Below are 23,499 nucleotides of genomic sequence, written 5' to 3'. Positions count from 1 at the left end.
TCAGTCCTCGATGGCCGAATAGACCAGGCTCTTCAGCTGGCCGCGGAAGTTGAACGTCGCCGACGGCATCAGCTGGGTCATGAAGACGACCGACAGGTCCTCCTCCTGGTCGGCCCAGAAGATCGTCGAGGCCGCGCCACCCCAGTAGAAGTCGCCGCTGGACAGGCCGCCCGTGGCCGTCTGGTCGATGGTCATGGCGAAGCCCAGGCCGAAGCCGATGCCGGCGTTGGAGGTCTCCGAGAAGCCGCCGATGGCCGCCTGGGTCAGGTCCTGGTTGTCCTTCAGATGGTTGTGGACCATCAGGTCCAGCGTGCGCGAGCCGATCACCCGGACTCCGTCGAGCGATCCGCCGGCCCGCAGCATCTCGGCGAACCGGACGTAGTCGGCCATCGTCCCGGCCAGGCCGCCGCCGCCGGACTTGAACACCGGATCCTTGAGATAGGGGCTGGTCTGCGGGTCGTCCGACAGCTTCAGGCTCTTGTCGGGCATGCGCATGTAGTTGGCGGCGAAGCGGTGGGCCTTGTCGGCCGGCACGTGGAAGGCCGTGTCGACCATGCCCAGCGGCTCGAAGATGGTCTTCTGCAGATAGTCCTCCAGCGGCATGCCACTGATCCGCTCGACCAGCCCGCCGCAGACGTCGGTGGCCAGGCTGTACTGCCAGCGCTCGCCGGGATGGTAGCGCAGCGGCACCCGGCCGAGCTTCTCGAGGAACTGGTCGAGGGTCTCGCTGCCGCGGCGCACGCCGACGACGTCGTAGGCCTTGTCGACCGGGTGCTCGATCGGCAGGCCGCTGAGCTGGGCCAGCATCGAGCCGTAGGTCAGGCCGGCGGTGTGGCTGAGCACGTCGCGGAAGCTGACCGGCCGCGCCGGGGCCTCGGTGACCATGCTGTCGCCCTCGCCGGAGACCCAGACGCGATGGTTCTTCCATTCGGGGATGTAGCGGGTGACCGGATCGTCGAGCTCGAAACGGCCCTGTTCCATCAGCGTCATCAGCGCCACCGAGACGATCGGCTTGGTCATCGAATAGATGCGCACGATGGTGTCGTCGGACCACGGCGTGCCGCGCTCGCGGTCGCGCAGGCCGAAGCTGCGGGCATAGGCCTGGTGCCCGTGCCGCCGCACCTCCACCTGGCAGCCGGCGATCTTGCCGGGCTGGATGTAGTTGCGCTCGATGTGATCGGTGATCCGCTCAAGCCGATCGGCGTTGAGGCCGGTCCACTGCGACTGGGCGTCCATGTTTCGCTCCCGTTTTTCTCGTTGCCGGCATGATGGCCGGGCGAGGCGGGGGAGGGAAAGCAGAAAAAGCGGTATGGGCGGTCTGGGGCAATCGGGGGACAGCTTACTCATTTCCCGAGCGGGAGCCGGCACAGCATTGGAAATGAGTAAGCTGTCCCCTGATTGCCTCGTCCTAGCGCGCCGTCCCCGGATGGGAGCGCCACACGCGGCCGTCGAGGGTGCGCACCTCGACCGGACCGCGCTGGCCCTTGCCGATCAGGCCGCGGATCTCCCGGAACGCCATCGCCGCGTCCTTGCGGGTGCGGGTGGTCAGGCAGACGGTCTTCTCGCCCTCCCGGCCCCAGCTGCTCACGGACGACATCTGGATCAGGCGCGGATGACGGCGCACCCAGGTCTGCACCCGGTCGAAGCCCCGGCCGTCGATGCCCATGGCGTAGCTGCCGAACTGGACGCTGACGTCGCAGGCGGGGCCCGTCGCCTGGGCGGCGGCCGGGGTCAGGACGGTCAGGGCGAGGGCGGCGGCGAGCAGGGTCTTCATGGGGGCACCCGGGGGTTCTGGTTGACGATGAGCCTGACAGGCCGGACCTGAACGGCGCATGACCGGCTTGCACGGTCGCCCGCGGCCCCGCATTGAGAAGGCTGGTCCTTCCGGAGCCTTCATGCGCCGTATGCTCATCGCCGCCCTCGCGGCCTTCCTTTCCGTCGCGCCCGCCATGGCCGCGCCGGGCGACCGGGCGCTCGAGGATGTCCGCATCCTGTCCGCCGACGACATGGCCGGCCGGGGCATCGAGACCGAGGGCTCGGCCAGGGCGCGGGCCTACATCCGCAGCCGGTTCGAACAGATGGGCCTGACCGTCGTCGAGCAGCCGTTCGCCTTCACCCGCAAGCGCGACGGCAAGGAGGTCCATGGCGTCAACCTCCTCGCGCGCATCGCGGGAACCGTCGCCGGCGGCAAGGCCATCGTGGTCAGCGCCCACTACGACCACCTGGGGACCCGGGATAGCGTGATCTACAACGGCGCTGACGACAACGCCTCGGGCGTGGCCGGTCTGCTGGCGGTGGCCGAGGCCTTCCGGGCCGCGCCGCCGAAGCACACCATCATCCTCGTCGCCCTCGACGGCGAGGAGAGCGGCCTGCGCGGCGCGCGCGCCTTCGTCGAGTCGCCGCCGGTCCCGCTGGCGGACATCGGCCTGGACGTGAACTTCGACATGCTGGCCAAGAACGCGAAGGGCGAGATCTATGTCTCGGGCGGCGCGGTGTTTCCGTGGTTGAAGCCCCGCCTCGAGCGCCTCGCGAAGGATGCGCAGGTGACCCTCAAGCTCGGCCACGACACCGACGCCGACGGGCCGCAGAACAACTGGACCACCCAGTCGGACCAGGGCGCCTTCGCCGCGAAGGGCGTGCCCTGGGTCTATTTCGGCGTCGAGGACCACGCCGAGTACCACCAGCCGAGCGACGACTTCGCCACCGTGCCGCAGCCGTTCTTCACCGGCGTGGTGGCCCTGGTCGTCTCGGCGACGCGACTGTTCGACGATGAACTCGATGCGATGATGAAAGAGGCCGGACGCTGATGCAGACCCTGATCCCCATCGCCACGCGCATCGGCGCGCGGCTCGTTGAACGCGGCGAGAGCGTCGCGGTGTCCGAGTCGTCCTCGGGCGGCCTGGTGTCGGCGGCCCTGCTGGCCGTGCCGAAGGCGTCTGTCTGGTACCAGGGCGCCAGCGTCACCTACACGCCGAACGTGGCGAAGGGTCTGCTGGGCATCACCCGCGAAACCATGCCGCCGGGCATCCGCTCGTCCAGCGAGCCCTACGCGCTGTTCATGGCCGGGGTGATCCGCGAGAAGCTGCGCGGGACCTGGGGTCTGTGCGAGACCGGCGCGGCCGGGCCGAGCGGCAATCCCCACGGCGACGCGGCGGGACACACCTGCGTCGGGGTGGTCGGGCCGGTCGAGGCGGCGTTCACGCTGGAGACCGGCGAGAGCGACCGGGTGGCCAACATGCTGGCCTTCGCCCGGTTCGCGCTGGAGCGGTTCGAGGCGGTGCTGGCGTAGGCGGGTACACGTACCGAAGGTACGTGTCCCCCTAATCCACAGCCGCTCGATTGGGGGACACGTACCTTCGGTACATGTCCCCGGTTAGCCCATATACCCCGGCATCCAGGCCTCGTGCGCCGTGCGCAGGGTCGCCATGGGAATGTTGAACAGGTCCTTCGACGCGAAGGCGTCCCCGCCGGCCCGGCCGACGACGCTGGCGTGCAGGCCGGCGTCCGCGGCGGCCTTGAGCAGGCTTTCCGGATCGGCCGTGGCGATCAGGTATCGGGCCTGGTCCTCGCCGAACAGGAACGGATGGGCATTGCCCGGGCTGGTCGCGTCCAGCGTCAGGCCGACGTTCGACGCCAGGGCCATGTCGGCCGCCGCGACGATCAGTCCGCCGTCGGAAAGGTCATGCACGACAGTCACTTGCCGGGACTTGATCAGGCCGCGCACGAAGTCACCCGTGCGACGTTCCAGCGCCAGGTCGACGGGCGGCGGGGCGCCGTCCTCGCGGCCGAGCACCTCGCGCAGATAGATCGAGGCGCCGAGTTCGCCGGCGTTGGCGCCGACCAGCACCAGGGTGTCGCCGGACTTCATGCCCGCGAAGTCGGCCCGCAGGCTGTACTCGGTCAGCAGGCCCACCGCGCCGACGGTCGGGGTGGGCGGGATCGCGGCGCCGTTGGTCTCGTTGTAGAGGCTGACATTGCCGCTCACGACCGGGAAGTCGAGCACGCGGCAGGCCTCGGCCATGCCGTCGATGGCCCGGACGATCTGGCCCATGATCTCGGGCCGCTCCGGATTGCCGAAGTTCAGGTTGTCGGTGATGGCGATCGGCTCGGCCCCGACGGCGGTCAGGTTGCGCCAGGCCTCGGCCACGGCCTGCTTGCCGCCTTCGTAGGGATCGTTCTGCACGTAGCGCGGGGTGCAGTCGCTGGTCACGGCCAGCGCCTTGCGGGTGCCGTGCACGCGGACGATACCGGCGTCGGCGCCGGTGGCGCTGTCCTCCAGGGTGTCGGCCATCACGTGGCGGTCGTACTGCTCCCACAGCCAGCGCTTGGAGGCCATGTCGGGGCAGCCGATGACCTGCAGCACGGCCTTTTCCCAGTCGGCGGGGGCGGTGACCTGCGCCGGGTCGAGGCGCGGCTGCTTCACCGGTTCGGTCCAGGGGCGGTCGTACAGCGGCGCGTCTTCCGACAGCGGGGCCAGCGGGATGTCGCAGACCACCTCGCCCTTGTGCTTCAGCACGATATGGCCGGTCTCGGTGGTCCAGCCGATGACGGCGGCGTCGAGGCCCCACTTCTCGAAGATCGCGTGGCCTTCATGCTCGCGGCCGGGCTTGAGGATGGCCAGCATCCGCTCCTGGCTCTCCGACAGCATCATCTCGTAGGCGGTCATGCCCTCTTCGCGCTGGGGCACGAGGTCGAGGTCCAGCTCGATGCCGACCTCGCCCTTGCCTGCCATCTCGACCGAAGAGGAGGTCAGGCCGGCCGCCCCCATGTCCTGGATGGCGGCCACCGCGCCGGTGGCCATCAGCTCCAGCGTCGCCTCGATCAGCAGCTTCTCGGCGAAGGGGTCGCCGACCTGCACGGTCGGGCGCTTCTCGTCGCTGTCCTCGTCGAACTCGGCGCTGGCCATGGTCGCGCCATGGATGCCGTCGCGGCCGGTCTTGGACCCGAAATAGACCACCGCCAGGCCGGGCCCGGGGGCGGCCGAGTAGAAGATCTTGTCCGCGTCGGCCAGGCCCACGCACATGGCGTTAACCAGGATGTTGCCGTCATAGCCGCGGTGGAAGTTGGTCTCGCCCGCCACGGTGGGCACGCCCACGCAGTTGCCGTAGCCGGCGATGCCGGCGACCACGCCGCCGACCAGGCGTTTGGTCTTGGGGTGCGAAGGATCGCCAAACCGCAGGGCGTTCAGCAGCGCCACCGGCCGCGCGCCCATGGTGAACACGTCGCGCATGATGCCGCCCACGCCCGTCGCCGCGCCCTGGTAGGGCTCGATGTAGGACGGGTGGTTGTGGCTCTCCATCTTGAAGATGCAGGCCTGGCCGTCGTCGATGTCGATGACGCCGGCGTTCTCGCCCGGTCCGCAGATCACCCGCGGGCCCTTGGTCGGGAACTTGCCGAGGTGCTTGCGCGAGGACTTGTACGAGCAATGCTCGCTCCACATCACCGAGAAAACGCCGAGCTCAACATGGTTGGGCTCGCGGTTCAGACGACGGACGATGAGCTCGTATTCCTCGGGCTTGAGGCCGAACTCGACGGCCGTGGCGGCCATGCTCTTCGCGGGGGAGGCGGTCATGGCGCGGGCTTAGCGGATTCCACTCGAAATGTCAGGGCGAGCGAGTGAAGATGGCGCCATGAAACAGGATCGCAGAACGCTGATGGCCGCGATGGCCGCCCTGCCGCTGCTCGGCGGGGCGGCGCGGGCCGAGACGCCGCCCGTGCGGGTGGCCATCGAGACGGCCGCCGGGACGATCACGGTCGAGCTCTACGGCGACAAGGCCCCGATCACCGTGGCCAACTTCCTGCGCTACGTCGACGAGAAGCGCTTCGACGGCGCGGAGTTCTACCGCACGGTCCGGCTCGAGGCCCTGCCCAACGCCGGCCTCCTGCAGGGCGGCTGCCACGGCGATCCCAAACGCCTGCTGCCGCCGATCGCCCATGAGCCGACCAGCCAGACGGGTCTGCGGCACAGGGTCGGCACCCTGTCGATGCCGCGCCGCGAGCTGGGCACGGCGGACGGGGAGTTCTTCATCTGCCTCGAGGAGGCGCCCTGGTACGACGTCAATCCGATCAAGCCGGGCGACAACCTGGGCTACGCCGCCTTCGGCCAGGTGGTCGGCGGCATGGACGTGGTGCTGGCGATCCACGCCATGCCGGTCTCGCCGACCGAGGGCGCGGACTACGGCATGGCCGGGCAGATCCTCGACCCGCCGGTGAAGTTCACGGCGGTGAAGCGGGTCTGATCAGCCGCGCTTCAGAACGCGCCGCGCGGCCCAGACGAAGCCCATCACGAACGGCAGCACCAGGATCGCCAGCAGCAGGCCGATGGCCGCCATGCCGGGGATGGTCAGGTATTCGCCGAGCTGGAGTTTGCTGGTGTCGGGCGTGATCAGCAGGTCGCGGACCAGCGGCGCGCCGATGATCACCGCGAAGGCCAGGCTGGACAGGGCGACGAAGGCCATCGCGACGCGCGCCTTCGCCAGCGCCAGGAAGGCCCCCAGCACGGCGACGACCCACACCGCGCCGGCGGTGATGGACACGGCCAGGCCCTGGTCGGCCGTCAGCAGGCCGAAACCGTAGCCGACGTACTGCGGATCGAGGTAGCCACGCACGGGGGCGGCGGAATGCAGACCGGCGACGATCAGGTGCGCCAGGCCGACGAACGCCGCCGGCGCGCCGGCCTTCGCCCGTCGCGCCACCAGCGTCCAGACGAGCAGCAGAACCGCCGATACGCCCAGCGCGACCCAGGCCCAGTTGATCTGACTGACGTCCATGACCCCCTCCGAAGGAACGGCGGTCACCGTGGCCGAGCGTGCGACTCGCGGCCACCAAATTCCCCGCAGGGCTGAACTCAGGCGCTGGCCAGCGCGCTCTGGAACAGCAGGGCGCCGTCGGCCGAGCCGAGCTCGACCTCGAAGGCCCGGTCGGGGTGGGGCATCATGCCCAGCACGTTGCCGGCCTCGTTGACGATGCCGGCGATGTTGCGGGCCGAGCCGTTGGGGTTGTCGAGGTAGCGGAACACCACCTGGCCCTGGCCCTCGAGCCGGTCCAGCGTGGCCTCGTCGGCGAAGAAGTTGCCCTCGCCGTTGCCCACGGTCATCGTCACCTCGCGCCGGCCCTGGTAGGCGGCGGTGAAGCGGGTCTGGGCGTTGGTCACTTCCAGCGCCACGGGCTTGCAGACGTATTTCAGGCCTTCGTTGCGCAGCAGCGCGCCCGGCAGCATGCCGGCCTCGCAGAGGATCTGGAAGCCGTTGCAGATGCCCACCGTGGCCACGCCGCGCTGGGCCGCGGCCTTGACCGCCTGCATCACCGGCGACAGGGCCGCCATGGCCCCGCAGCGCAGGTAGTCGCCATAGGAGAAGCCGCCCGGCAGCACGATCAGGTCCAGGCCGTCCGGCAGGTCGCTGTCGCCGTGCCAGACCATGTCGACCTTCGCGCCCGTCGAGCGCTCGATGGCGACCTTGCAGTCCCGGTCACAGTTGGAGCCGGGGAAGACGATGACGGCGGCTTTCACCTAGGCCACCTCGACCCGGTAGCTTTCGATCACGGTGTTGGCGAGCAGCTTGTCGCACATCGCCTTCACCTCGGTTTCGGCGGCGGCCTTTTCGGTCGCAGCCAGGTCGAAGGTGATCACCCGGCCGACGCGGACGTCCTTCACATCGGCCCAGCCCAGACCGTGCAGGGCGCTCTCAACGGCCTTGCCCTGCACGTCGAGGACGCCGGGCTTGAGGAAGACGTGGACGGTGGCTTTCATCGGCAGACTCGAAATCCCTAGTGCAGGCCGCCGCGGATGACCGTCGGCATTTCCTTCATGATGCCCAGGCGGCGGGCGACTTCTGTGTAGCTCTCGATGACCTCGCCCATGTCGCGGCGGAAGCGGTCCTTGTCGAGCTTCTCGTTGGTCGTCGAATCCCACAGCCGGCAGCTGTCGGGGCTGATCTCGTCGGCCAGGATGATGCGGGCGAACTCGCCGTCGTAGATCCGGCCGAACTCGACCTTGAAGTCGACCAGGGTGATGCCGACGGCCGCGAACATCCCGCACAGGAAGTCGTTGATCCGCAGGGTCAGGGCCATGATGTCGTCGATCTCCTGGGTGGTGGCCCAGTTGAACGCGGTGATGTGCTCCTCGGCGACCAGCGGGTCGCCCAGCTTGTCGTCCTTCAGGCAGAACTCGATGATCGAGCGCGGCAGGAGCACGCCTTCCTCGAGGCCCAGGCGCGTGGCCAGGCTGCCGGCGGCGATGTTGCGGCAGATCACCTCGAGCGGGACGATCTCGACTTCCTTGATCAGCTGCTCGCGCAGGTTCAGGCGCTTGATGAAATGCGTCGGGATGCCGATGGCCCCCAGCTTCACCATCACGAATTCGCTGATACGGTTGTTGATGACGCCCTTGCCTTCGAGGACCGCTTTTTTCTGGGCGTTGAACGCCGTCGCGTCGTCCTTGAAGTACTGGATCAACGTGCCCGGCTCCGGACCCTCATAGAGGATCTTGGCCTTGCCCTCGTAGATCTTCTTTCGGCGGGTCGTCATCTGGTGGTGTTCCCCGTGGGGGCGCGCGGCGGCCTTGCGGAACAAAAATCGCGCGCGGCGGAAGGCCGGCGCGCGGTTCGTCGACTCAGGGCCGCTGTCGCTGAAGTCGAGCCGGAAACTACCTGAATGGGGGGGCTCACGCAAACCCGGAGCCCGCGCGGCCACGCATCGCATTGCGGCGACGCGCGCAAGGGGATATCAGGGCGCCCGTAAAGACCACTGGAGTTTCCATGAGCACGTTCGACGACCGCGAAAAGGGCTTCGAGAAGAAGTTCGCGCATGACGCCGAGCAGGACTTTAAGGCCGCCGCCCGGCGCAACCGCATGCTTGCGGAATGGGCTGCCGGCCTGATGGGCCTGGAGTCGGTGGACGAATACGTGCGCGCCGTGGTGAAGGCGGACTTCGAGCAACCCGGCGACGACGATGTTCTTCGCAAGGTGTTCGGCGACCTGAAGGGCTCCGGCGTCGCCGTGAGCGAAGGCGACGTCCGCATGAAGATGGACGAGCTGCTGGCCCAGGCCCGCGACCAGATCAAGAACGGCGGCTAGGCTTCGGCCAGCAGGCGGCCGGCCAGAGCGTCGGCCCGCCACGCGTCGGCGCGGGTCGCGGCGTACAGCGGCAGGCCGGGCAGGAAGCGCCCGATGTCGGCGACCGTTTCCTCGAAATCGGGCGCCGGAGACGGGCTTTCGCTGATCACCGCCGCGGCGATCTCCACACCCCGCCCCATCAGCACCTCGACGGCGGTCAGCAGATGGCTGATCGCGCCCAGATAGGTCCCGCCGACCAGCACGGTCGGCGCGGCCAGTCGCGTCATAAGGTCCAGCCCGGTGGCGTCGTCGGTCAGCGGCGACATCAGCCCGCCCACCCCCTCGATCAGCAGCACATCGGTCGCCGCGGCGCGAACCCTGCCCTCGCAGAGGCCGGCGATCGTCTCCAGCGAGAGCGCCGACCCTTCGCGGCGGGCGGCGGCGGGCGGCGACAGCGGGGCGGCGAATCGCAGCGGGCAGATGGCCTCGATATTGTCGGGCGTGAGGGGCAGGCCGAGCGCATCCAGCAGCCGGCCCGCGTCGCTTTCCTCCGGATGCGCGGGGTCGTAGCCGCTGGCCACCGGCTTGAAGACGCCGACCGTCCGGCCCGTCCGCAAGAGGGCGCGGGCCAGGGCCGCCGTGACATAGGTCTTGCCGACATCGGTGCCGGCCCCGGCGATGAAGAACGATCTCACGCGGCGGATCCCCCTGTGCGGTCCCGGGATAGGCGCCCCGCCGGGAAACGGCAACACCCCTAGCCCAGCGCTTCGCGCAGCACCTTCCAGACGTCAGCCTTCTGTTCGAATCGCAGGCTGGCGTGGGCAGGGCTCGACGAGGGCAGGGTCACCAGCCGCAGCCGGTCGGCCTGGGCGGCCAGCAGCTTTCGACCGTCGGCCGCGGCCTTGCCGCCGTTGAAGGCGACCATGCACAGCGCGGGAAGGGTTTCGACGAGGGCGGCGAGGTCGTTGTGAACGGCGTCGCGGATGGCGGCATCGAGGCTGCCCGGCCGGCTGGCCTCGCCGACAACGTCCCACAGGCCGACGCGATGGCGCAGCAGGGCGGCCAGGCGGTCGTCATAGGGCAGGGCGGCGATGTCCTCGCCGAGGACCTCGCCCATCAGCCGCCAGAACGCGTTCTGCGGGTGGGCGTAGTAGCGTCCGGCCGCCAGTGAGGCCTCGCCGGGCAGGCTGCCCAGCACCAGCAGCCGCGTATCGGCCGCGACGACCGGCGGGAAGGAGCGCTTACGCGTTGGCCTGTTCCCCGAACACCCGGGCGAAGATCGTGTCGACGTGCTTGAAGTGGTAGGCATTGTCGAACAGGTCGTCGAGCTCGGCGTCGGTCATGTTGGCGCTGACGAACGGGTCGGCCTTGAGGAAGTCGATGAACCGGCCCTCGCCGCGCCAGACCTTCATCGCGTTGCTCTGGACGGCCGCATAGGCCTCCTCGCGGCTCACGTCCTTGTGGGTCAGGGCCAGCATGACGCGCTGGCTGTGCACCAGGCCGCCGAGGCGGTCGAGGTTCTTGAGCATGTTCTCCGGATAGATCACCAGCCGCTCGACCACGCCCGCCAGGCGGCGCAGCGCGAAGTCGAGGTGGATCGAGGCGTCCGGCGCGATGCCGCGCTCGACCGACGAATGGCTGATGTCGCGCTCATGCCAGAGGGCGACGTTTTCCAGCGCCGGCACGACCGCCGAACGGACGAGGCGGGCGAGGCCGGTCAGGTTCTCGGTCAGGATCGGGTTGCGCTTGTGCGGCATGGCCGAGCTGCCCTTCTGACCGGGGTCGAAGGGCTCTTCGGCTTCCAGCACCTCGGTGCGCTGCAGGTGGCGGATCTCGATGGCCAGCCGCTCGATCGAGCTGGCGACCACGGCCAGGGCCGCGAACCAGGCGGCGTGGCGGTCACGCGGGATGACCTGGGTCGAGACCGGCTCGACGGCCAGGCCCATCTTGTCGGCGACATGCTGTTCGACCCGCGGGTCAACGTTGGCGAAGGTGCCCACGGCGCCGGAGATGGCGCAGGTGGCGATCTCGAACTTCGCCATGGCCAGCCGTTCCTTGGCCCGCTGGAACTCGGCGTAGTGGCCGGCCAGCTTCAGGCCGAAGGTCGTCGGTTCGGCGTGAATGCCGTGGCTGCGACCGACCGTCGGGGTGAACTTGTGTTCGAAGGCCCGGCGCTTGAGCGCGGCCAGCACCAGGTCGACGTCTTCCAGCAGCAGGTCGGTGGCGCGCGACATCTGCACGGCCAGGCAGGTGTCCAGCACGTCGCTGCTGGTCATGCCCTGGTGCAGGAAACGGGCTTCGGGCCCGACGACCTCGGAGACGTGGGTCAGGAAGGCGATGACGTCGTGCTTCGTCGTCCGCTCGATCTCGTCGATGCGGTCGGAATCCCAGACGGCGTCCTTGCCGCCGGCCCAGATCGCCGCGGCGGCGGCCTTGGGGATGGTTCCCAGCTCCGCCATGGCGTCGGCCGCATGGGCCTCGATCTCGAACCAGATCTTGTACCGGGTCTCGGGAGACCAGATGGCGACGGCGTCGGGGCGGGCGTAGCGAGGGATCATGCCGCCCGCTACGCCCTTGGCGCCCTTGGCGTCAACCGCCCGCGGTCGACTTCATGTGTTTGACCATGCCGATGGCGGCCAGGAAGTAGTGCACCGAGGCCCAGGCGTAGAAGCAGAGCGAGATGATGATCGCCTGCCGCGTGCCCATCGAGCCTGCCGTATGGCAGGCCGCGCCGAGCGCCTCGGCTGCGCCTTCGGGAGCCTTGCCGCCCGGGCATTCCTTGATGAAGTCGCCGACGCCGGCGTCGCCGCTGAAGCCCTGGAACAGGCCGGCCACGCCGAGGCCAGGGTGGCTGAAGTTGAACTGGCCGAGCAGGTCGCTGAGCCAGCCGGTGAACACCGGCCCGCCGCCGAGGGCGATCAGGTTGAGGAAGAAGAACAGCAGCGCCGTCGCCGTGGCCCGCTGGGTCACCGGCACGGAGTTCTGCACCACGCCGAACGTCGGGCCGAGGTAGGTGTAGTGGAAGATGCCCGGGACCAGCAGGATCATCGCGGCCAGCTGCCAGGTGTTCTGCAGGTAGGCGGCGATGTAGATCGGCGTGGCGATCAGCAGGCCGATGGCCGGAACCAGCGGATACCAGATGGCGCTCTTGCGGGCCGCGCGGTCGGCGACGAAGCCACCCACCAGCGTGCCGATGCCGGCCGAGAAGCCGCCGACCAGGCCGGTGATCAGGCCGACGGTGGCGTAGTCCAGGCCGAACTGGCGGACGAAATAGGCCGGCACGAAGGCGCCCGAGCCGTACGAGCCGAACGAGGCGATGGTCACGCCCAGCACCATGTGCAGCACGGGCCACTTGCCGAACAGGACCTTGCCCACGCCCCAGAGTTCGCGGAACTCGTTGGCGATGGAGAAGGGCTTCGGCTCCGGGGCCACCGGCGCGGTGACGTCTTCCGGCTCGATCGGGTGTTCGACCATGTCGGAATGGCCGCGCGGCGGCTCCTTGACCAGCAGCTTGAACAGCACCGCCAGGATCAGGCCCGGCAGGCCGACGACGACGAAGGCCACCCGCCAGCTGAAGGCCTGGGTCAGCCAGCCGCCGGCGACGGCGCCGATCATCGTGCCGAGCGGGATGCCGAAGGCGTAGATCGACAGGGCCGTGGCCCGCTTCTTGGGCTCGAAATAGTCGCTGATCAGCGAGTGCGACGGCGGCGAACAGCCCGCCTCGCCGATACCGACCCCGAACCGGAGGATGGCCAGCATGACGAAGTTCTGGGCGGCGCCGCACAGCGCCGTGAAGCCCGACCAGATGATCAGCGACCAGGTGATGATGTTGACCCGGCTTTTGCGCTCGGCCAGCCGGGCGATGGGGATGCCGAGGGTCGTGTAGAGCAGGGCGAAGTACAGGCCGCCCAGCAGGCCCAGCTGGGTGTCGGTCAGCTTGAGGTCGACCTTGATGGCCTGGCCGATGGTGGCGATGATCGTGCGATCAATGAAATTGAACGTGTAAGCCGCCAGCAGCATTCCGAGCACGAGCGTCTTGTAGCCGTTCGAATAGACAGGCCGCGCGGTTTCCCCCGCCGTCACATCGGTCATCCGTTGAATCCTCCCCAGTCGTAGCCGGCCACTCTAGCCGCGGCGCGTCGCGCATCGCCAGTGGCGATTTGAAACAACGGTATGGCGTCAGCTGACCATGTCGGACTTGATGGTCCGGCGCGCGATCCAGAACAGCACCGCGGCGACCAGCATCGAGGACGCCGAGGTCATCAGAGCCCAGCGGATGCCCTCGCCGGCGCCCATGTGCAGACCGTCGGCGTAAAAGTCGCTCAGCGCACCCACCGCCAGGGGGCCAAAACCCAGCCCGATCAGGTTGATGATGAACAGGATGACCGCGGCCGCGGTGGCGCGGGTCTGGGGCCGCACCAGGCCCTGCACGCTGCCGTAGACGGGGCCGTACCACATGGAATTGAGGAAGGTCGGGATGGCCAGGACGGCCATGGCCGTGGTCATCGAGGGCGTGGTCATGCCGTAGATGTAGAAGGGCGCGCCGATGATCGCCGCGACGGCGGGCAGCGTCATCTGGCCCTGTGGCCCCTTCTTGCCGAGACGGTCGCCGATCACGCCGCCGAGGAAGGACCCGAGGATGCCGGCGACGCCGCCGATGAGGCCCAGCGCCAGGCCAAGGAACCCGGCGGTGCCGAGGCCGAAGCCCTGCGCCGCGGCGGCGGCTTCGGCCGCGTGGTTGCGGAAGTAGAACGAGCCGATGAAGGCGGCGCTGCCGTAGCCGGCGAAGGCGATGATCGCCGCGCCGATGGCCATCAGCCAGAAGGTCTTCTTGCCGAGGATCTCGCCCAGGGCCTCGCCGAGGCCCGGCCCCGCGTGGGGAACACCCCTGATCGCCGCCTTGCGCGGCTCCTTCAGGGTGAAGAGCGCCAGCAGCGCCATGAAGACGCCCGGCGCGCCGGCCACGAGGAAGGCGGCCCGCCAGCCCCAGGCGTCCGCGACGACCCCGCCCATGGCCATACCGAGCAGCGAGCCCAGCGGCGTGCCGATGGAATAGAAGGCGATGGCCGAGGCGCGCTTGTCCTTCGGCACATAGTCGGTGATCAGCGAATGCGACGGCGGGGTGCAGCCGGCCTCGCCGACCCCCACCCCGATACGGGCGAGGATCAGCTGCGGAAAATTCTGGGCGAAGCCACACAGCAGCGTGAAGCCGCTCCAGGCGGCGATGGCGCCGGAGATGATCCAGGCCCGGTTGGCCCGCTCCGCCAGCCGCGCGATCGGCAGGCCGAGCACGGTGTAGAACAGCGCGAACGCCAGCCCGGTCATCATGCCGAGCTGCCAGTCATGCAGACCGAGATCTTTCTTGATCGGCTCGGCCAGGATGTTGACCACCTGCCGGTCGAGGAAGTTCAGCGTGTAGATCACCAGAAGAAGGGTCAGGGCGTAGCGGCGGTAGCCGTCGCTGACCAGGGGAACGGGCTCGGGCGCGACAGCCCCCGTCGCCGGCGCAACCGCGTCGGTCATCTGTACGCTCCTCCCTGGCACACGCTTGTTCTCGTTGTTGAGGCAGCTTACGTGCACGTCAGACGCCGCCGGCAATAACGGCTGCGTGATCAATGGAAGGAGTCGGCCATGGAACTCGTCATCGGCACCAGGATCTGGTCGACCTGGTCGCTGCGCCCCTGGCTGGTGATGAAGCGCACCGGCGCGCCGTTCACCGAGACGCTGGTTCCGCTGCGCGAGGTCGAGACCTCGACGAAGGAGATCCTGAAGCACTCTCCGTCCGGCCTCGTGCCGGTGCTGAAGGACGGCGACCTTACGGTCTGGGACTCGCTGGCGATCTGCGAATATCTGGCCGAGCGGTTCCCGGACGCGAAGCTGTGGCCGGAAGACCCGGCCGATCGCGCCCTGGCCCGCGCGGCGACGGCGGAGATGCACAGTGGTTTTGCGTCCCTGCGCGGCGAATGCCCGATGGACCTGTCGCTGATGACCAGGGCGGACCTGTCCGAGGCGACCCAGGCCAACGTACGCCGACTGGTCCAGCTGTGGTCCAGCCTGCTGGCCCGCTCGGGCGGCCCGTTCCTGTTCGGCGACTGGACCATCGCCGACGCATTTTTCACCCCGGTGGCGACCCGTTTCCGCAGCTACGGCATCCACGCCAGCGACTACGGCGACACGGGCGCGGCGGGCCAGTACGTCGAGCGCCTGCTGGAAACGCCGGACTTCCTCGCCTGGGAGAAGGACGCCCTGGCCGCCTGATCACGCCCGGGCGCCTGCGAGTTGACTGGCGCGTGATCGACCGGCGTGATCCAGAAGCCTTCCCATGCGTAGACTGTGCGGGGGCACGGAGACGACCATGCTGATCCGCCACGCCGACGACCTGACCGAGAACGACGTCACGCCGCATGATGTCTATCTGCGCAGGCGCGAGTTTCTGACGCTCGGCGCGGCCGGCATCGGGTTGGGGCTGGCCGGCGAGGCCGCCGCCATCCCGCTGAAGGGTAATTCGAGCCCGTTCTCCACGACCGAGCCGAAGACCTCGAAGGAGGACGTCACCGGCTACAACAATTTCTACGAGTTCGGCGTCGACAAGGACGATCCGGCCCGCAACGCCGGGACCCTGAAGACCTCGCCCTGGACGATCAGGATCGACGGCGAGTGCGCCAAACCGGGCACGGTCGATCTGGCCAGCTTCCTGCGCGGCAACACGCTGCAGGACCGGGTCTACCGTCACCGCTGCGTCGAGGGCTGGTCGATGGTCATCCCCTGGCTGGGCGTGCCGCTGGCCGACCTGCTCAAGCGCTACCAGCCGACCAGCAAGGCGAAGTACGTGGCGTTCGAGACCCTCTACCGGCCCTCCGAGATGCCCGGCCAGAAGCGGCGGGTGCTCGACTGGCCCTACCGCGAGGGCCTGCGCATCGACGAGGCGATGAACCCGCTGACACTGATGGCGGTCGGCCTTTACGGCGAGACGCTGAAGAACCAGAACGGCGCGCCGATGCGGCTGGTCGTGCCGTGGAAGTACGGCTTCAAGAGCATCAAGAGCATCGTCCGCATCAGCTTCACCGAGACCCAGCCGCGCACGGCCTGGAACCTGTCGGCGCCGCAGGAGTACGGCTTCTATTCCAATGTGAACCCGCAGGTGGACCACCCGCGCTGGTCCCAGGCCACCGAGCGGCGCATCGGCGAATTCCGCCGCCGCCCGACCCTGATGTTCAACGGCTATGGCGAGCAGGTCGCATCGCTCTACCGCGGCATGGACCTGAAAAAGTTCTTCTGATGAACCGCAAGACCGTGGACGCGATCGCCCTCTGGGCGGTCTCGCTGGCCTGCCTGCTGCCGCTGCTCTGGCTGGTCTGGCGCGGATACCAGGGCGCGCTCGGGGCCAACCCGATCGAGACGGTCATCCGCAATCTGGGCGTCTGGGGTCTGCGGCTGCTGATCGTCGGCCTGACGATCACGCCGCTGGCCCGCATCCTGAAGCAGCCGCGCCTGATCCGCCTGCGCCGGCCGATCGGTCTCATCGCCTTCGGCTACGTCGTGCTGCACCTGTCGACCTACATCGGCGTCGACCAGTATTTCGACTGGCACGCGATCTGGAAGGACATCCTCAAGCGGCCGTTCATCACTATCGGCATGGCGGCTTTCGTGCTGCTGATCCCGCTGGCGGCGACCTCGTTCAACGCCGCGATCCGCCGGCTGGGGCCATTGAACTGGCGCAAGCTGCATCGGCTGATCTACCTGATCGCGCCGATGGGCGTCGTGCACTACTACCTACTGGTCAAGGCCGACCACCGCCCGCCGCTGGTCTACGGCGCGATCGTGCTGCTGCTGCTCGGCTGGCGGATGCTGGCGGCTGTTCGGGCGCGGGCCTAGAACAGACCCAGCGCCTTGAAGCTGGCGACGCCCTCGCGGCCGACGACCAGATGGTCGTGGACCGAGATCTTCAGGCTGCGACCGGCCTCGATCACCTGCCGCGTCATGTCGATGTCCTGGCGGCTGGGGGTCGGGTCGCCGCTCGGGTGGTTGTGCACCAGGATCACCGCGCTGGCCGACAGCTCCAGCGCCCGGCGCATGACCTCGCGCGGATAGACCGGCGCATGGTCGACGGTGCCGCGGTTCTGCACCTCGTCGGCGATCAGCTGGTTCTTGTTGTCGAGGAACAGCACACGGAACTGCTCGCGCGGCTCGTTGGCCAGGGCGACCTTCACATAGGCCAGCAGGGCGCTCCAGGAGCCGATCACCGTGCGCTTGCGGATAGTCTCGCGGCCTACCCTCAGCGTGGCCTCGCCCAGCAGCCGCAGGTCCAGCGCCGCCGCCTCGCCGATGCCCGGGACGGTCTTCAGGTCCTCCACCGAGGCGGTCAGCACCCCGCCGAGCGCGCCGAACCGCGCCAGCAGCGCCTTGGCCAGCGGCTTGACCTCGCCGCGCGGAAAGGTGCGGAACAGGAACAGCTCGAGCAGCTCGTAGTCGGGCAGGGCGTCGAGGCTCTTCAGCGCCCGCTCGCGCAGGCGCTCCCGGTGGCCGAGGTGATGCGCCTGGGTCGTTGATCCGGTCCGTGACAAGCGACCCCGCGCCCCTGGTCCTAACCTCGGACCATCATGCAATGCCCGGATGGGTTGTGCAAACGGCATCGGTCGCGCAGGATTGACTCCGGATTTAATGTAGCTACATTAAATGACGATCACTTACGATCCGAACAAGCGCGAGGCGACGCTTCGCAACCGCGGTCTGGATTTCGACGATGCGGTCGAAGTCTTCGACGATTTCACGCTCGATATTCTGGATGAGCGGTTCGACTACGGTGAGGAGAGAATCCTGACGATCGGGCGGCTTCGGGGAAGAATGGTCGTCGTCGTTTGGACGCGGCGTGACGAAACCCGGCACGTCATTTCGATGAGGAAGGCAAATGCCCGTGAACAAGCGCGCTTTGGGAAGCGACTTGAAAAAGGTCGATGAAACCGAACCCGACGCCGCCGCCTATGCTGAGATTCCCGAGCTCCCGGACGAGTTCTTTGAGAAGGCGGTTCTCCACGTCGGGGGCATTCCCGTTCGGCGTGGACGCCCGCTCTCGAATGCCCCCAAGCAACAGGTGACCTTGCGCCTGGACGCTGATGTTCTTGAGAGCTTCAAGTCCGGTGGTCCCGGCTGGCAGGGGCGGATTAACGCCGTGCTGCGCAAGGCCGCCGGCGTCTAGCCCTCGCCCTGGATCGCCGGCTTGAACAGGCCGGCGGGGGAGGCGGTGAACAGCTCGACGCCATCGGCGGTCACGCCGCAGCTGTGCTCGCACTGGGCCGACAGGGACTTGTCGCGGGTCACGGCCGTCCAGCCGTCGCTGAGCACCTTCACCTGCGGCCGGCCGAGGTTCACCATCGGCTCGACGGTGAAGAACATGCCTTCCTTCAGCACCGGGCCTTCGCCCGGGCGGCCGAAGTGCAGCACGTTGGGGCTGTCGTGGAAGACCCGGCCGACGCCGTGGCCGCAGAAGTCGCGCACCACCGAGCAGCGCTGGGCCTCGACGTACTTCTGGATGGCGTGGCCGATGTCGCCGAAGGTGGCGCCCGGCTTGATGGCCGCCAGGCCGCGGGCCATGCCTTCATAGGTCACGTCGACCAGCCGGCGGGCGCGGGGCGAAACCTCGCCGACGCCGTACATGCGGCTGGTGTCGCCGTGCCAGCCGTCGACGATGACGGTGACGTCGATGTTGGCGATGTCACCCTCGCGCAGCGCGCGGTCGCTGGGAATGCCGTGGCAGACCACATGGTTGGTCGAGATGCACACCGTGTGCATGTAACCCCGGTAGCCGAGGCAGGCGGGCAGGCCGCCGTTGTCCAGCACGAACTCGCGCGACAGCCGGTCCAGTTCGGCGGTGGTCACGCCCGGCACGACGTGCGGGATCAGCATGTCGAGGCATTCGGCGGCCAGCCGGCCGGCCTTGCGCATGCCTTCGAAGCCCTCGGGGCCATGAACGCGGATCTCGCCGGTGCGGTATTCGGCGTCCGAAATGGTGTCGGTGAGGGTCATCAAGCGGTCCTCTCGTCCAGCCGCCGCGGCGGGGACGATGCAAATGTCAGTCGAGCCTATGTCGGCATTGTAGCACAGAAGATCAACGGCGGGACCGTGACGGACGCCTCAGGCGAGATGGCGGGCCAGCAGCGCCGCCTCGGCGCGGGCGACGGCCGCCTCGTCGGGACGTCCGACCCGGTCCATCTCGGCGGCCGTGGCGGCGATCTTCGTGGCTTCCGTCCGGAACAGGGCCGTCAGGTCGTCGGCCGTGAGGACCTTGCGCGGGACCTCCGCCGCGCCGAAGGACGCGCCGGTGGCGACCCATTCCGACGTCCCTGCCGAAAGGTCGACCGGAGCGGCCTGGTCCGGCGTCAGCGTTACGGCCTCGGCGTTGTCGATCAGCGCGATCAGCCGCCTCAGCAGGCCGGTCGCGACGGCGTCGCGCGCCTTCATGGCGTCGCGCAGGTCCGTCCGCAACCGCGCCCGCAGGTCGCCGGCGGCGTCGGAGCCCTGGCCGCCGTTGGACGTTGAGGAATGGGTCATGGTCGGTCCCGCGCTGGCTGGAAGGCCAGACACATAGTGCAGGCGACGCGGGACACGCCAGAGCCGGAAGACGGGCGCCGCGGTTGATAGCCGTGACGGGGTCTGCCAGCCTCCCGGCGCGCCGGGACCCGGCCAGGGAGAGCGAGAATGAGCGATCTGATCCTGACCACCTACGACTGGGTTCCGGATGCGCCGCGCGGCTTCGTGCGCGACCTGCGGGTGCGGTGGGCCCTGGAAGAGGCCGGGTTGCCCTACCGCGTCGCCAGCACGCCGTTCGAAAACCGCGGGCCGGAGCATGTCGCGCATCAGCCGTTCGGTCAGGTCCCGTGGCTGACCGACGGCGACCTGACGATCTTCGAGAGCGGCGCGATCCTGCTGCACCTGGGCGAGCTGAGCGACCGGCTGATGCCCGCCGACCGCCGCGGCCGCAGCGAGGTCCGGGAATGGCTGGTCGCCGCGCTGGCGTCCGTCGAGGCCGCCAGTCAGCCCTGGTCGTTCTTCATGTTCATGGCGGCCGCCGACGAAACACCCATGCGCAAGTTCTTCGATGACTTCCTCTTTCAACACCGGCTCAGGCCCATGGAGACGGTCCTGACCGGACGCGAATGGCTGGCCGGGACCTTCTCGGTGGCGGATATCCTGATGGCCGACGTACTGCGGCTGGTCGACCGGTTCGACGGGCTGGCCGGCTACCCCGCCTGCAAGGCCTATGTCGCGCGGGCGACGGCGCGGCCGGCGTTCGTCAAGGCGCACGCCGATCAGATGGCTCACTTCGCGGCCGGTGACCGGGCCCGGGCGACCTAGCGCCGCCAGTCCAGCCGCCGGTCGATCGCGATCCCGGCCGTCGACATGGCGCAGGCGTAGACGAGCACCTCCACGCCGGCGTCGGCGGTCCGGTCGAGGGCGGCCGCAAAGGCCGGATCGAGCTCGGCGCAGGCGCTGAAGGCGCTGCAGTCGGTGCGCTGGACGACGAACAGCGCCACCGCCCGGTCGCCGGCCGCGACCATGGCCTCCAGCTCCCGCAGATGCTTCGTCGAGCGGGCCGCCACGCAGTCGGGGAATTCAGCCAGGCCCGGGGTCCGCGACAGGTGGCAGTTCTTGATCTCCAGCCAGCAGGCCGGCCGGTCCTCGGCCGTGAGCAGAAAGTCGACCCGGCTGTTTGCGCCGTACACCACCTCGCGCCGATGGGTGGCGTATCCGGTCAGTTCGGGGATCGCATCGGCGGCCAGCGCTTCGGCGACGAGACGGTTGGGCAAAAGGGTGTTGATTCCCACCAGCCCGCCGTCCGCCTCGACCAGTTCCAGCGTCCAGGCCAGCTTGCGTTTGGGATCATCCGACCGAGAGACCCAGCAGCCGAGCCCCGGCTGGTTCAGGCCCAGCATGGCGCCGGGGTTGGGGCAGTGGGCGGTGATCGCGGTCCCGTCGTCGAGCAGCACGTCGGCGAAGAACCGCTTGTAGCGGCTGACCAGCTGTCCGTGCGCGAGCGGGGATGGAAAGTCCATTGCATCGACCTAGGTCAGCAATCATTCCCGCGAAAGCCGGGGCGGGCCTTTTTTCCTGACAACCCGGCGCCAGCCGCTAAAACATCACATGCCCCGCGCGTGCGGGGCCGAACGGAGTTTCCGATGAGCCAGGACCGAGTCACAGCCGCCGTCATGATCATCGGCGACGAGATCCTGTCGGGCCGCACCCAGGACACCAACCTGTCGGCCATCGCGAAATACATCGGGACCTATGGCGTCGACCTGGCGGAAGCGCGGGTGGTGCCCGACGACGAGGACGAGATCGTCACGGCGCTGAATCATCTGCGGACGAAATACGATTACGTCATCACCACCGGCGGCATCGGCCCGACCCACGACGACATCACCGCCGACTGCGTGGCCAAGGCGTTCGGCGTGGCGCTCTACGAGCACCCCGAGATCATCGCCATGATGGAATCACGCTGGAAGAGCGAGCTGAACGCCGCCCGCCGCCGCATGGCCCGGGTGCCCGAGGGCGGCAGCCTGGTGAAGAACCCGGTGCAGGGCCCGCCCGGCTTCCAGATCGAGAACGTCTTCGTGCTGGCCGGGGTGCCCTCGATCATGCGCGGCATGCTCGAGGACGTTGGGCCGCGGCTGAAGGGCGGGGCGGTGGTCATCGCCCGCACGCTGCGCGTCGACGGCTCGGGCGAGGGCAATATCGCCGCCCCGCTGGAGGCCGTGGCCAAAGCGCATCCGACGCTGTCGCTGGGCAGCTATCCGTTCTTCTCGAACGAGGGCTACGGCTCGAATCTGGTCATTCGCGGGCGCGATCCGGCCGAAGTCGAGGCGACTCTGGACGAACTGACGGCGGCTCTGCGCGCGGCCGGCATCCATGGCCTGACGTTACTTGACACCCCAGGTTAGGGCTGTCCACTTTGCGCGCAATCGCTTCAGTTTCCAGTGAGGTCGCATCATGCGCCGAGTTTCCTTCGCTTTCGTCATCGCCACCGGTCTTGTCGCCCTCGCGCCTGTCGCGCAGGCCCGCGACGCCGCGCCGGCGCCCGCCCCGGCCGCAGCGCCGGCGGCCGCGCCCGCCAAGCCTGCGAAGGACGATCCCAACCGCATTGTCTGCACGCGTGAGCACGTGGTCGGGTCCAATCGCCCGCAGAAGATCTGCATGACCGTGGCCCAGCGCGACGCCCTGAAGGATTCGGCGGACCGGGCTCTCGATCCGACCCGTCGGTCGGCCGGCGATCCCAATCCTCCGGGCGTGTCGGGCATGTAGGGCTGACGCCGGCTTCCGCCTGCGCCGCCGCGGCGACTCGGGCTTAATGGCCCGGAGCCAGGGGACGTGGCGGAACTGGTATACGCAGCGGACTTAAAATCCGCGGTCGCAAGGCGTGTGGGTTCGAGTCCCACCGTCCCCACCAGATGATCAGGGCGCGCCGCGAGGCGCGCCCTTTTCCGTTGCGCCGACCGGATACGAAAAAGCCGCCGCGGCGGACCGCGACGGCTTTCCGTGAGCGGCCCCGGAACCCGGGACCGGCTCGGTGTCGGTCGACTAGGGCAGGGTGGCCTTCAGCGACAGGACCACGCGGCTGTCGCAGATCGAGCCGCAACCCAGGTCGCTGTCGTGGAAGCGCAGGTCGCCCGAGATCTTGTCGGTGAAGGCGTAGCCCACGCCGATGTTGTAGGTCGTGTAGTCCATGAAGCTGAAGTCGTTGATCGTCTGCTTGCCGACGGCGGCCGTGATGGTCCACTTGTCGGCCGGCGAGACCGACGCGTTGGCTTCATAGTACAGCGAATCGCCCACGCCGCCGAAGAACTCCGGCGAGTAGTAGGCGGCGGCGCCGAGGGTGAAGGGACCGGCCGGCACGGAGGCGGCGGCCTTGAATTCCCAGTAGGCATAGTCGGCCGAGCCCGGCGCGTTGACGTAGCCGTAGTAGATGGCGCCGAGGTCGAAGCTGACGGGGCCGGCGGTCGGCTTCACGCCGACGTAGGCGTCGATTTCAGCGTCGGTGCTGTCGTAGAAGTCGACGTTGGAGGCCCACAGGCCGCCGTAGAGAATGCCGCTGGAGACGTCCACGCCGCCCTGCAGGGCCGGGCTTTCGTCCGTCTGGCTCACGCCGCGGAACACGTAGTCGGACGTCAGGCCGACGTTGAAGGTCACCGTAGGATCTTCGGCATGGGCCACACCGGCCATGGCGAACGACGCCGCGGCGGCGCAAAGAGCAAGTTTAAGAGCTTTCATCGCTATCCCCTTTTTGATGGCGCCGACCCCCGCGCTTTTGTCGTGAGGCCGACGTCGCTCCGCCGCACGGCATGAGCAGGTCCAGAGTGGTCGAAGCGTTCCGTTCGCCCTAACGGTGCGGGGCCGGATCGGCCCAACAGGCGTTTGGGTGTCGGCAAATTGTGCGCTGCAACCAGCATTCGCC

At 68.5% G+C, this 23,499-nt stretch carries 29 protein-coding genes and 1 tRNA gene; 13 read left to right on the top strand and 17 right to left on the bottom strand.

Going from position 1 to position 23,499, the window contains the following annotated elements:
- Together AC1RN0_RS17490 and AC1RN0_RS17485 are read right to left on the bottom strand one after the other, a co-directional pair.
- Nucleotides 1-1,236, bottom strand: coding sequence for a serine hydrolase domain-containing protein (locus AC1RN0_RS17490; protein ID WP_492788749.1), 1,236 nt, complete (start codon nt 1,234-1,236; stop codon nt 1-3).
- 172 nt (nt 1,237-1,408) lie between these two features.
- Nucleotides 1,409-1,774: a hypothetical protein gene (locus tag AC1RN0_RS17485; protein WP_492788748.1), complete on the bottom strand. Its 366-nt coding sequence runs from the start codon at nt 1,772-1,774 to the stop codon at nt 1,409-1,411.
- A 121-nt stretch (nt 1,775-1,895) separates the two neighbouring features.
- Here AC1RN0_RS17485 and AC1RN0_RS17480 point away from each other — a divergent pair, with 121 nt between their 5' ends.
- Together AC1RN0_RS17480 and AC1RN0_RS17475 are read left to right on the top strand one after the other, a co-directional pair.
- Nucleotides 1,896-2,807, top strand: coding sequence for a M20/M25/M40 family metallo-hydrolase (locus tag AC1RN0_RS17480; RefSeq protein WP_492788747.1), 912 nt, complete (start codon nt 1,896-1,898; stop codon nt 2,805-2,807).
- Nucleotides 2,807-3,289 carry a CinA family protein gene (locus tag AC1RN0_RS17475; protein ID WP_492788746.1) on the top strand — a complete coding sequence of 161 codons (483 nt, stop codon included), beginning with the start codon at nt 2,807-2,809 and terminating at the stop codon, nt 3,287-3,289. The genes AC1RN0_RS17480 and AC1RN0_RS17475 overlap by 1 nt, the downstream gene beginning before the upstream one ends.
- An 84-nt stretch (nt 3,290-3,373) precedes the next feature.
- Here AC1RN0_RS17475 and purL read toward each other — a convergent pair whose 3' ends face one another.
- Nucleotides 3,374-5,572, bottom strand: a complete 2,199-nt coding sequence (gene purL / locus AC1RN0_RS17470) for a phosphoribosylformylglycinamidine synthase subunit PurL (protein WP_492788745.1) — start codon at nt 5,570-5,572, stop codon at nt 3,374-3,376.
- A 58-nt stretch (nt 5,573-5,630) separates the two neighbouring features.
- Here purL and AC1RN0_RS17465 point away from each other — a divergent pair, with 58 nt between their 5' ends.
- Nucleotides 5,631-6,239, top strand: coding sequence for a peptidylprolyl isomerase (locus AC1RN0_RS17465; RefSeq protein WP_492788744.1), 609 nt, complete (start codon nt 5,631-5,633; stop codon nt 6,237-6,239).
- Here AC1RN0_RS17465 and AC1RN0_RS17460 read toward each other — a convergent pair whose 3' ends face one another.
- The 4 genes from AC1RN0_RS17460 to purC all read right to left on the bottom strand — a co-directional run bounded on the left by AC1RN0_RS17460 (nt 6,240) and on the right by purC (nt 8,526).
- Nucleotides 6,240-6,770, bottom strand: coding sequence for a hypothetical protein (locus AC1RN0_RS17460; RefSeq protein ID WP_492788743.1), 531 nt, complete (start codon nt 6,768-6,770; stop codon nt 6,240-6,242).
- 77 nt (nt 6,771-6,847) lie between these two features.
- Nucleotides 6,848-7,510: a phosphoribosylformylglycinamidine synthase subunit PurQ gene (gene purQ / locus AC1RN0_RS17455; RefSeq protein ID WP_492788742.1), complete on the bottom strand. Its 663-nt coding sequence runs from the start codon at nt 7,508-7,510 to the stop codon at nt 6,848-6,850.
- Nucleotides 7,511-7,750, bottom strand: a complete 240-nt coding sequence (gene purS, locus AC1RN0_RS17450) for a phosphoribosylformylglycinamidine synthase subunit PurS (RefSeq protein ID WP_492788741.1) — start codon at nt 7,748-7,750, stop codon at nt 7,511-7,513.
- 17 nt (nt 7,751-7,767) lie between these two features.
- On the bottom strand, nt 7,768-8,526 hold the full coding sequence (gene purC / locus AC1RN0_RS17445) for a phosphoribosylaminoimidazolesuccinocarboxamide synthase (protein WP_492788740.1): 759 nt from the start codon (nt 8,524-8,526) through the stop codon (nt 7,768-7,770).
- A gap of 230 nt (nt 8,527-8,756) precedes the next feature.
- On the opposite strand from purC, the gene AC1RN0_RS17440 reads away from it, so the two are divergent.
- Entirely contained in the window at nt 8,757-9,074 is a 318-nt protein-coding gene (locus AC1RN0_RS17440; protein ID WP_492788739.1) for a DUF1476 domain-containing protein, read from the top strand.
- On the opposite strand, the gene bioD is transcribed toward AC1RN0_RS17440, so the two are convergent.
- From bioD to AC1RN0_RS17415, 5 genes are all read right to left on the bottom strand, one after another.
- On the bottom strand, nt 9,071-9,748 hold the full coding sequence (gene bioD, locus AC1RN0_RS17435) for a dethiobiotin synthase (protein ID WP_492788738.1): 678 nt from the start codon (nt 9,746-9,748) through the stop codon (nt 9,071-9,073). The genes AC1RN0_RS17440 and bioD overlap by 4 nt on opposite strands.
- Nucleotides 9,749-9,807: 59 nt before the next feature.
- Nucleotides 9,808-10,251: a DNA-deoxyinosine glycosylase gene (locus AC1RN0_RS17430; protein ID WP_492788737.1), complete on the bottom strand. Its 444-nt coding sequence runs from the start codon at nt 10,249-10,251 to the stop codon at nt 9,808-9,810.
- A gap of 43 nt (nt 10,252-10,294) precedes the next feature.
- The gene (purB, locus tag AC1RN0_RS17425) at nt 10,295-11,611 is read right to left on the bottom strand and encodes an adenylosuccinate lyase (RefSeq protein ID WP_492788736.1); all 1,317 of its coding nucleotides are present in this window, start codon (nt 11,609-11,611) and stop codon (nt 10,295-10,297) included.
- 31 nt (nt 11,612-11,642) lie between these two features.
- Nucleotides 11,643-13,145, bottom strand: coding sequence for a spinster family MFS transporter (locus AC1RN0_RS17420; RefSeq protein ID WP_492788735.1), 1,503 nt, complete (start codon nt 13,143-13,145; stop codon nt 11,643-11,645).
- A gap of 87 nt (nt 13,146-13,232) precedes the next feature.
- The gene (locus AC1RN0_RS17415) at nt 13,233-14,576 is read right to left on the bottom strand and encodes a spinster family MFS transporter (RefSeq protein ID WP_492788734.1); all 1,344 of its coding nucleotides are present in this window, start codon (nt 14,574-14,576) and stop codon (nt 13,233-13,235) included.
- 108 nt (nt 14,577-14,684) lie between these two features.
- On the opposite strand from AC1RN0_RS17415, the gene AC1RN0_RS17410 reads away from it, so the two are divergent.
- The 3 genes from AC1RN0_RS17410 (at nt 14,685) to msrQ (ending at nt 16,928) form a co-directional block, all read left to right on the top strand.
- Nucleotides 14,685-15,311 (top strand): glutathione S-transferase family protein, encoded by a 627-nt coding sequence (locus AC1RN0_RS17410; protein WP_492788733.1) that lies wholly within the window; start codon nt 14,685-14,687, stop codon nt 15,309-15,311.
- A gap of 97 nt (nt 15,312-15,408) precedes the next feature.
- Nucleotides 15,409-16,332: a protein-methionine-sulfoxide reductase catalytic subunit MsrP gene (msrP, locus tag AC1RN0_RS17405; protein WP_492788793.1), complete on the top strand. Its 924-nt coding sequence runs from the start codon at nt 15,409-15,411 to the stop codon at nt 16,330-16,332.
- Nucleotides 16,332-16,928: a protein-methionine-sulfoxide reductase heme-binding subunit MsrQ gene (gene msrQ, locus AC1RN0_RS17400; protein WP_492788732.1), complete on the top strand. Its 597-nt coding sequence runs from the start codon at nt 16,332-16,334 to the stop codon at nt 16,926-16,928. The genes msrP and msrQ overlap by 1 nt, the downstream gene beginning before the upstream one ends.
- Here the strand turns inward: msrQ and radC are convergent.
- Entirely contained in the window at nt 16,925-17,617 is a 693-nt protein-coding gene (gene radC, locus AC1RN0_RS17395) for a RadC family protein (RefSeq protein ID WP_492788731.1), read from the bottom strand. The two genes, msrQ and radC, sit on opposite strands and share 4 nt — an antisense overlap.
- Nucleotides 17,618-17,729: 112 nt before the next feature.
- On the opposite strand from radC, the gene AC1RN0_RS17390 reads away from it, so the two are divergent.
- Nucleotides 17,730-18,011 (top strand): BrnT family toxin, encoded by a 282-nt coding sequence (locus tag AC1RN0_RS17390; RefSeq protein ID WP_492788730.1) that lies wholly within the window; start codon nt 17,730-17,732, stop codon nt 18,009-18,011.
- Nucleotides 17,995-18,249: a BrnA antitoxin family protein gene (locus AC1RN0_RS17385; RefSeq protein WP_492788729.1), complete on the top strand. Its 255-nt coding sequence runs from the start codon at nt 17,995-17,997 to the stop codon at nt 18,247-18,249. Before AC1RN0_RS17390 ends, AC1RN0_RS17385 begins: the two co-directional genes overlap by 17 nt.
- On the opposite strand, the gene map is transcribed toward AC1RN0_RS17385, so the two are convergent.
- Nucleotides 18,246-19,076: a type I methionyl aminopeptidase gene (gene map, locus AC1RN0_RS17380; RefSeq protein WP_492788728.1), complete on the bottom strand. Its 831-nt coding sequence runs from the start codon at nt 19,074-19,076 to the stop codon at nt 18,246-18,248. The genes AC1RN0_RS17385 and map overlap by 4 nt on opposite strands.
- Nucleotides 19,077-19,184: 108 nt before the next feature.
- Nucleotides 19,185-19,601 (bottom strand): hypothetical protein, encoded by a 417-nt coding sequence (locus AC1RN0_RS17375; RefSeq protein WP_492788727.1) that lies wholly within the window; start codon nt 19,599-19,601, stop codon nt 19,185-19,187.
- A 147-nt stretch (nt 19,602-19,748) separates the two neighbouring features.
- Here AC1RN0_RS17375 and AC1RN0_RS17370 point away from each other — a divergent pair, with 147 nt between their 5' ends.
- On the top strand, nt 19,749-20,405 hold the full coding sequence (locus AC1RN0_RS17370; RefSeq protein WP_492788726.1) for a glutathione S-transferase family protein: 657 nt from the start codon (nt 19,749-19,751) through the stop codon (nt 20,403-20,405).
- On the opposite strand, the gene sfsA is transcribed toward AC1RN0_RS17370, so the two are convergent.
- The gene (sfsA, locus tag AC1RN0_RS17365) at nt 20,402-21,103 is read right to left on the bottom strand and encodes a DNA/RNA nuclease SfsA (protein ID WP_492788725.1); all 702 of its coding nucleotides are present in this window, start codon (nt 21,101-21,103) and stop codon (nt 20,402-20,404) included. The two genes, AC1RN0_RS17370 and sfsA, sit on opposite strands and share 4 nt — an antisense overlap.
- A gap of 123 nt (nt 21,104-21,226) precedes the next feature.
- Between sfsA and AC1RN0_RS17360 the strand changes: the two genes are divergently transcribed.
- The 3 genes from AC1RN0_RS17360 (at nt 21,227) to AC1RN0_RS17350 (ending at nt 22,494) form a co-directional block, all read left to right on the top strand.
- On the top strand, nt 21,227-21,988 hold the full coding sequence (locus AC1RN0_RS17360) for a competence/damage-inducible protein A (RefSeq protein WP_492788724.1): 762 nt from the start codon (nt 21,227-21,229) through the stop codon (nt 21,986-21,988).
- Nucleotides 21,989-22,037: 49 nt separating this feature from the next.
- On the top strand, nt 22,038-22,349 hold the full coding sequence (locus AC1RN0_RS17355; protein ID WP_492788723.1) for a hypothetical protein: 312 nt from the start codon (nt 22,038-22,040) through the stop codon (nt 22,347-22,349).
- 60 nt (nt 22,350-22,409) lie between these two features.
- Nucleotides 22,410-22,494: transfer RNA gene (locus tag AC1RN0_RS17350), tRNA-Leu, on the top strand.
- A gap of 131 nt (nt 22,495-22,625) precedes the next feature.
- On the opposite strand, the gene AC1RN0_RS17345 is transcribed toward AC1RN0_RS17350, so the two are convergent.
- On the bottom strand, nt 22,626-23,315 hold the full coding sequence (locus tag AC1RN0_RS17345) for a TorF family putative porin (RefSeq protein WP_492788722.1): 690 nt from the start codon (nt 23,313-23,315) through the stop codon (nt 22,626-22,628).
- Nucleotides 23,316-23,499 lie beyond the last annotated feature (184 nt).

The sequence above is a fragment of the Caulobacter sp. GW821-FHT12F03 genome (genome assembly GCF_058806855.1).
The sequence above is the reverse complement of the archived record's forward strand: the minus strand, read 5'-3'. Positions and strand labels throughout refer to the sequence as shown.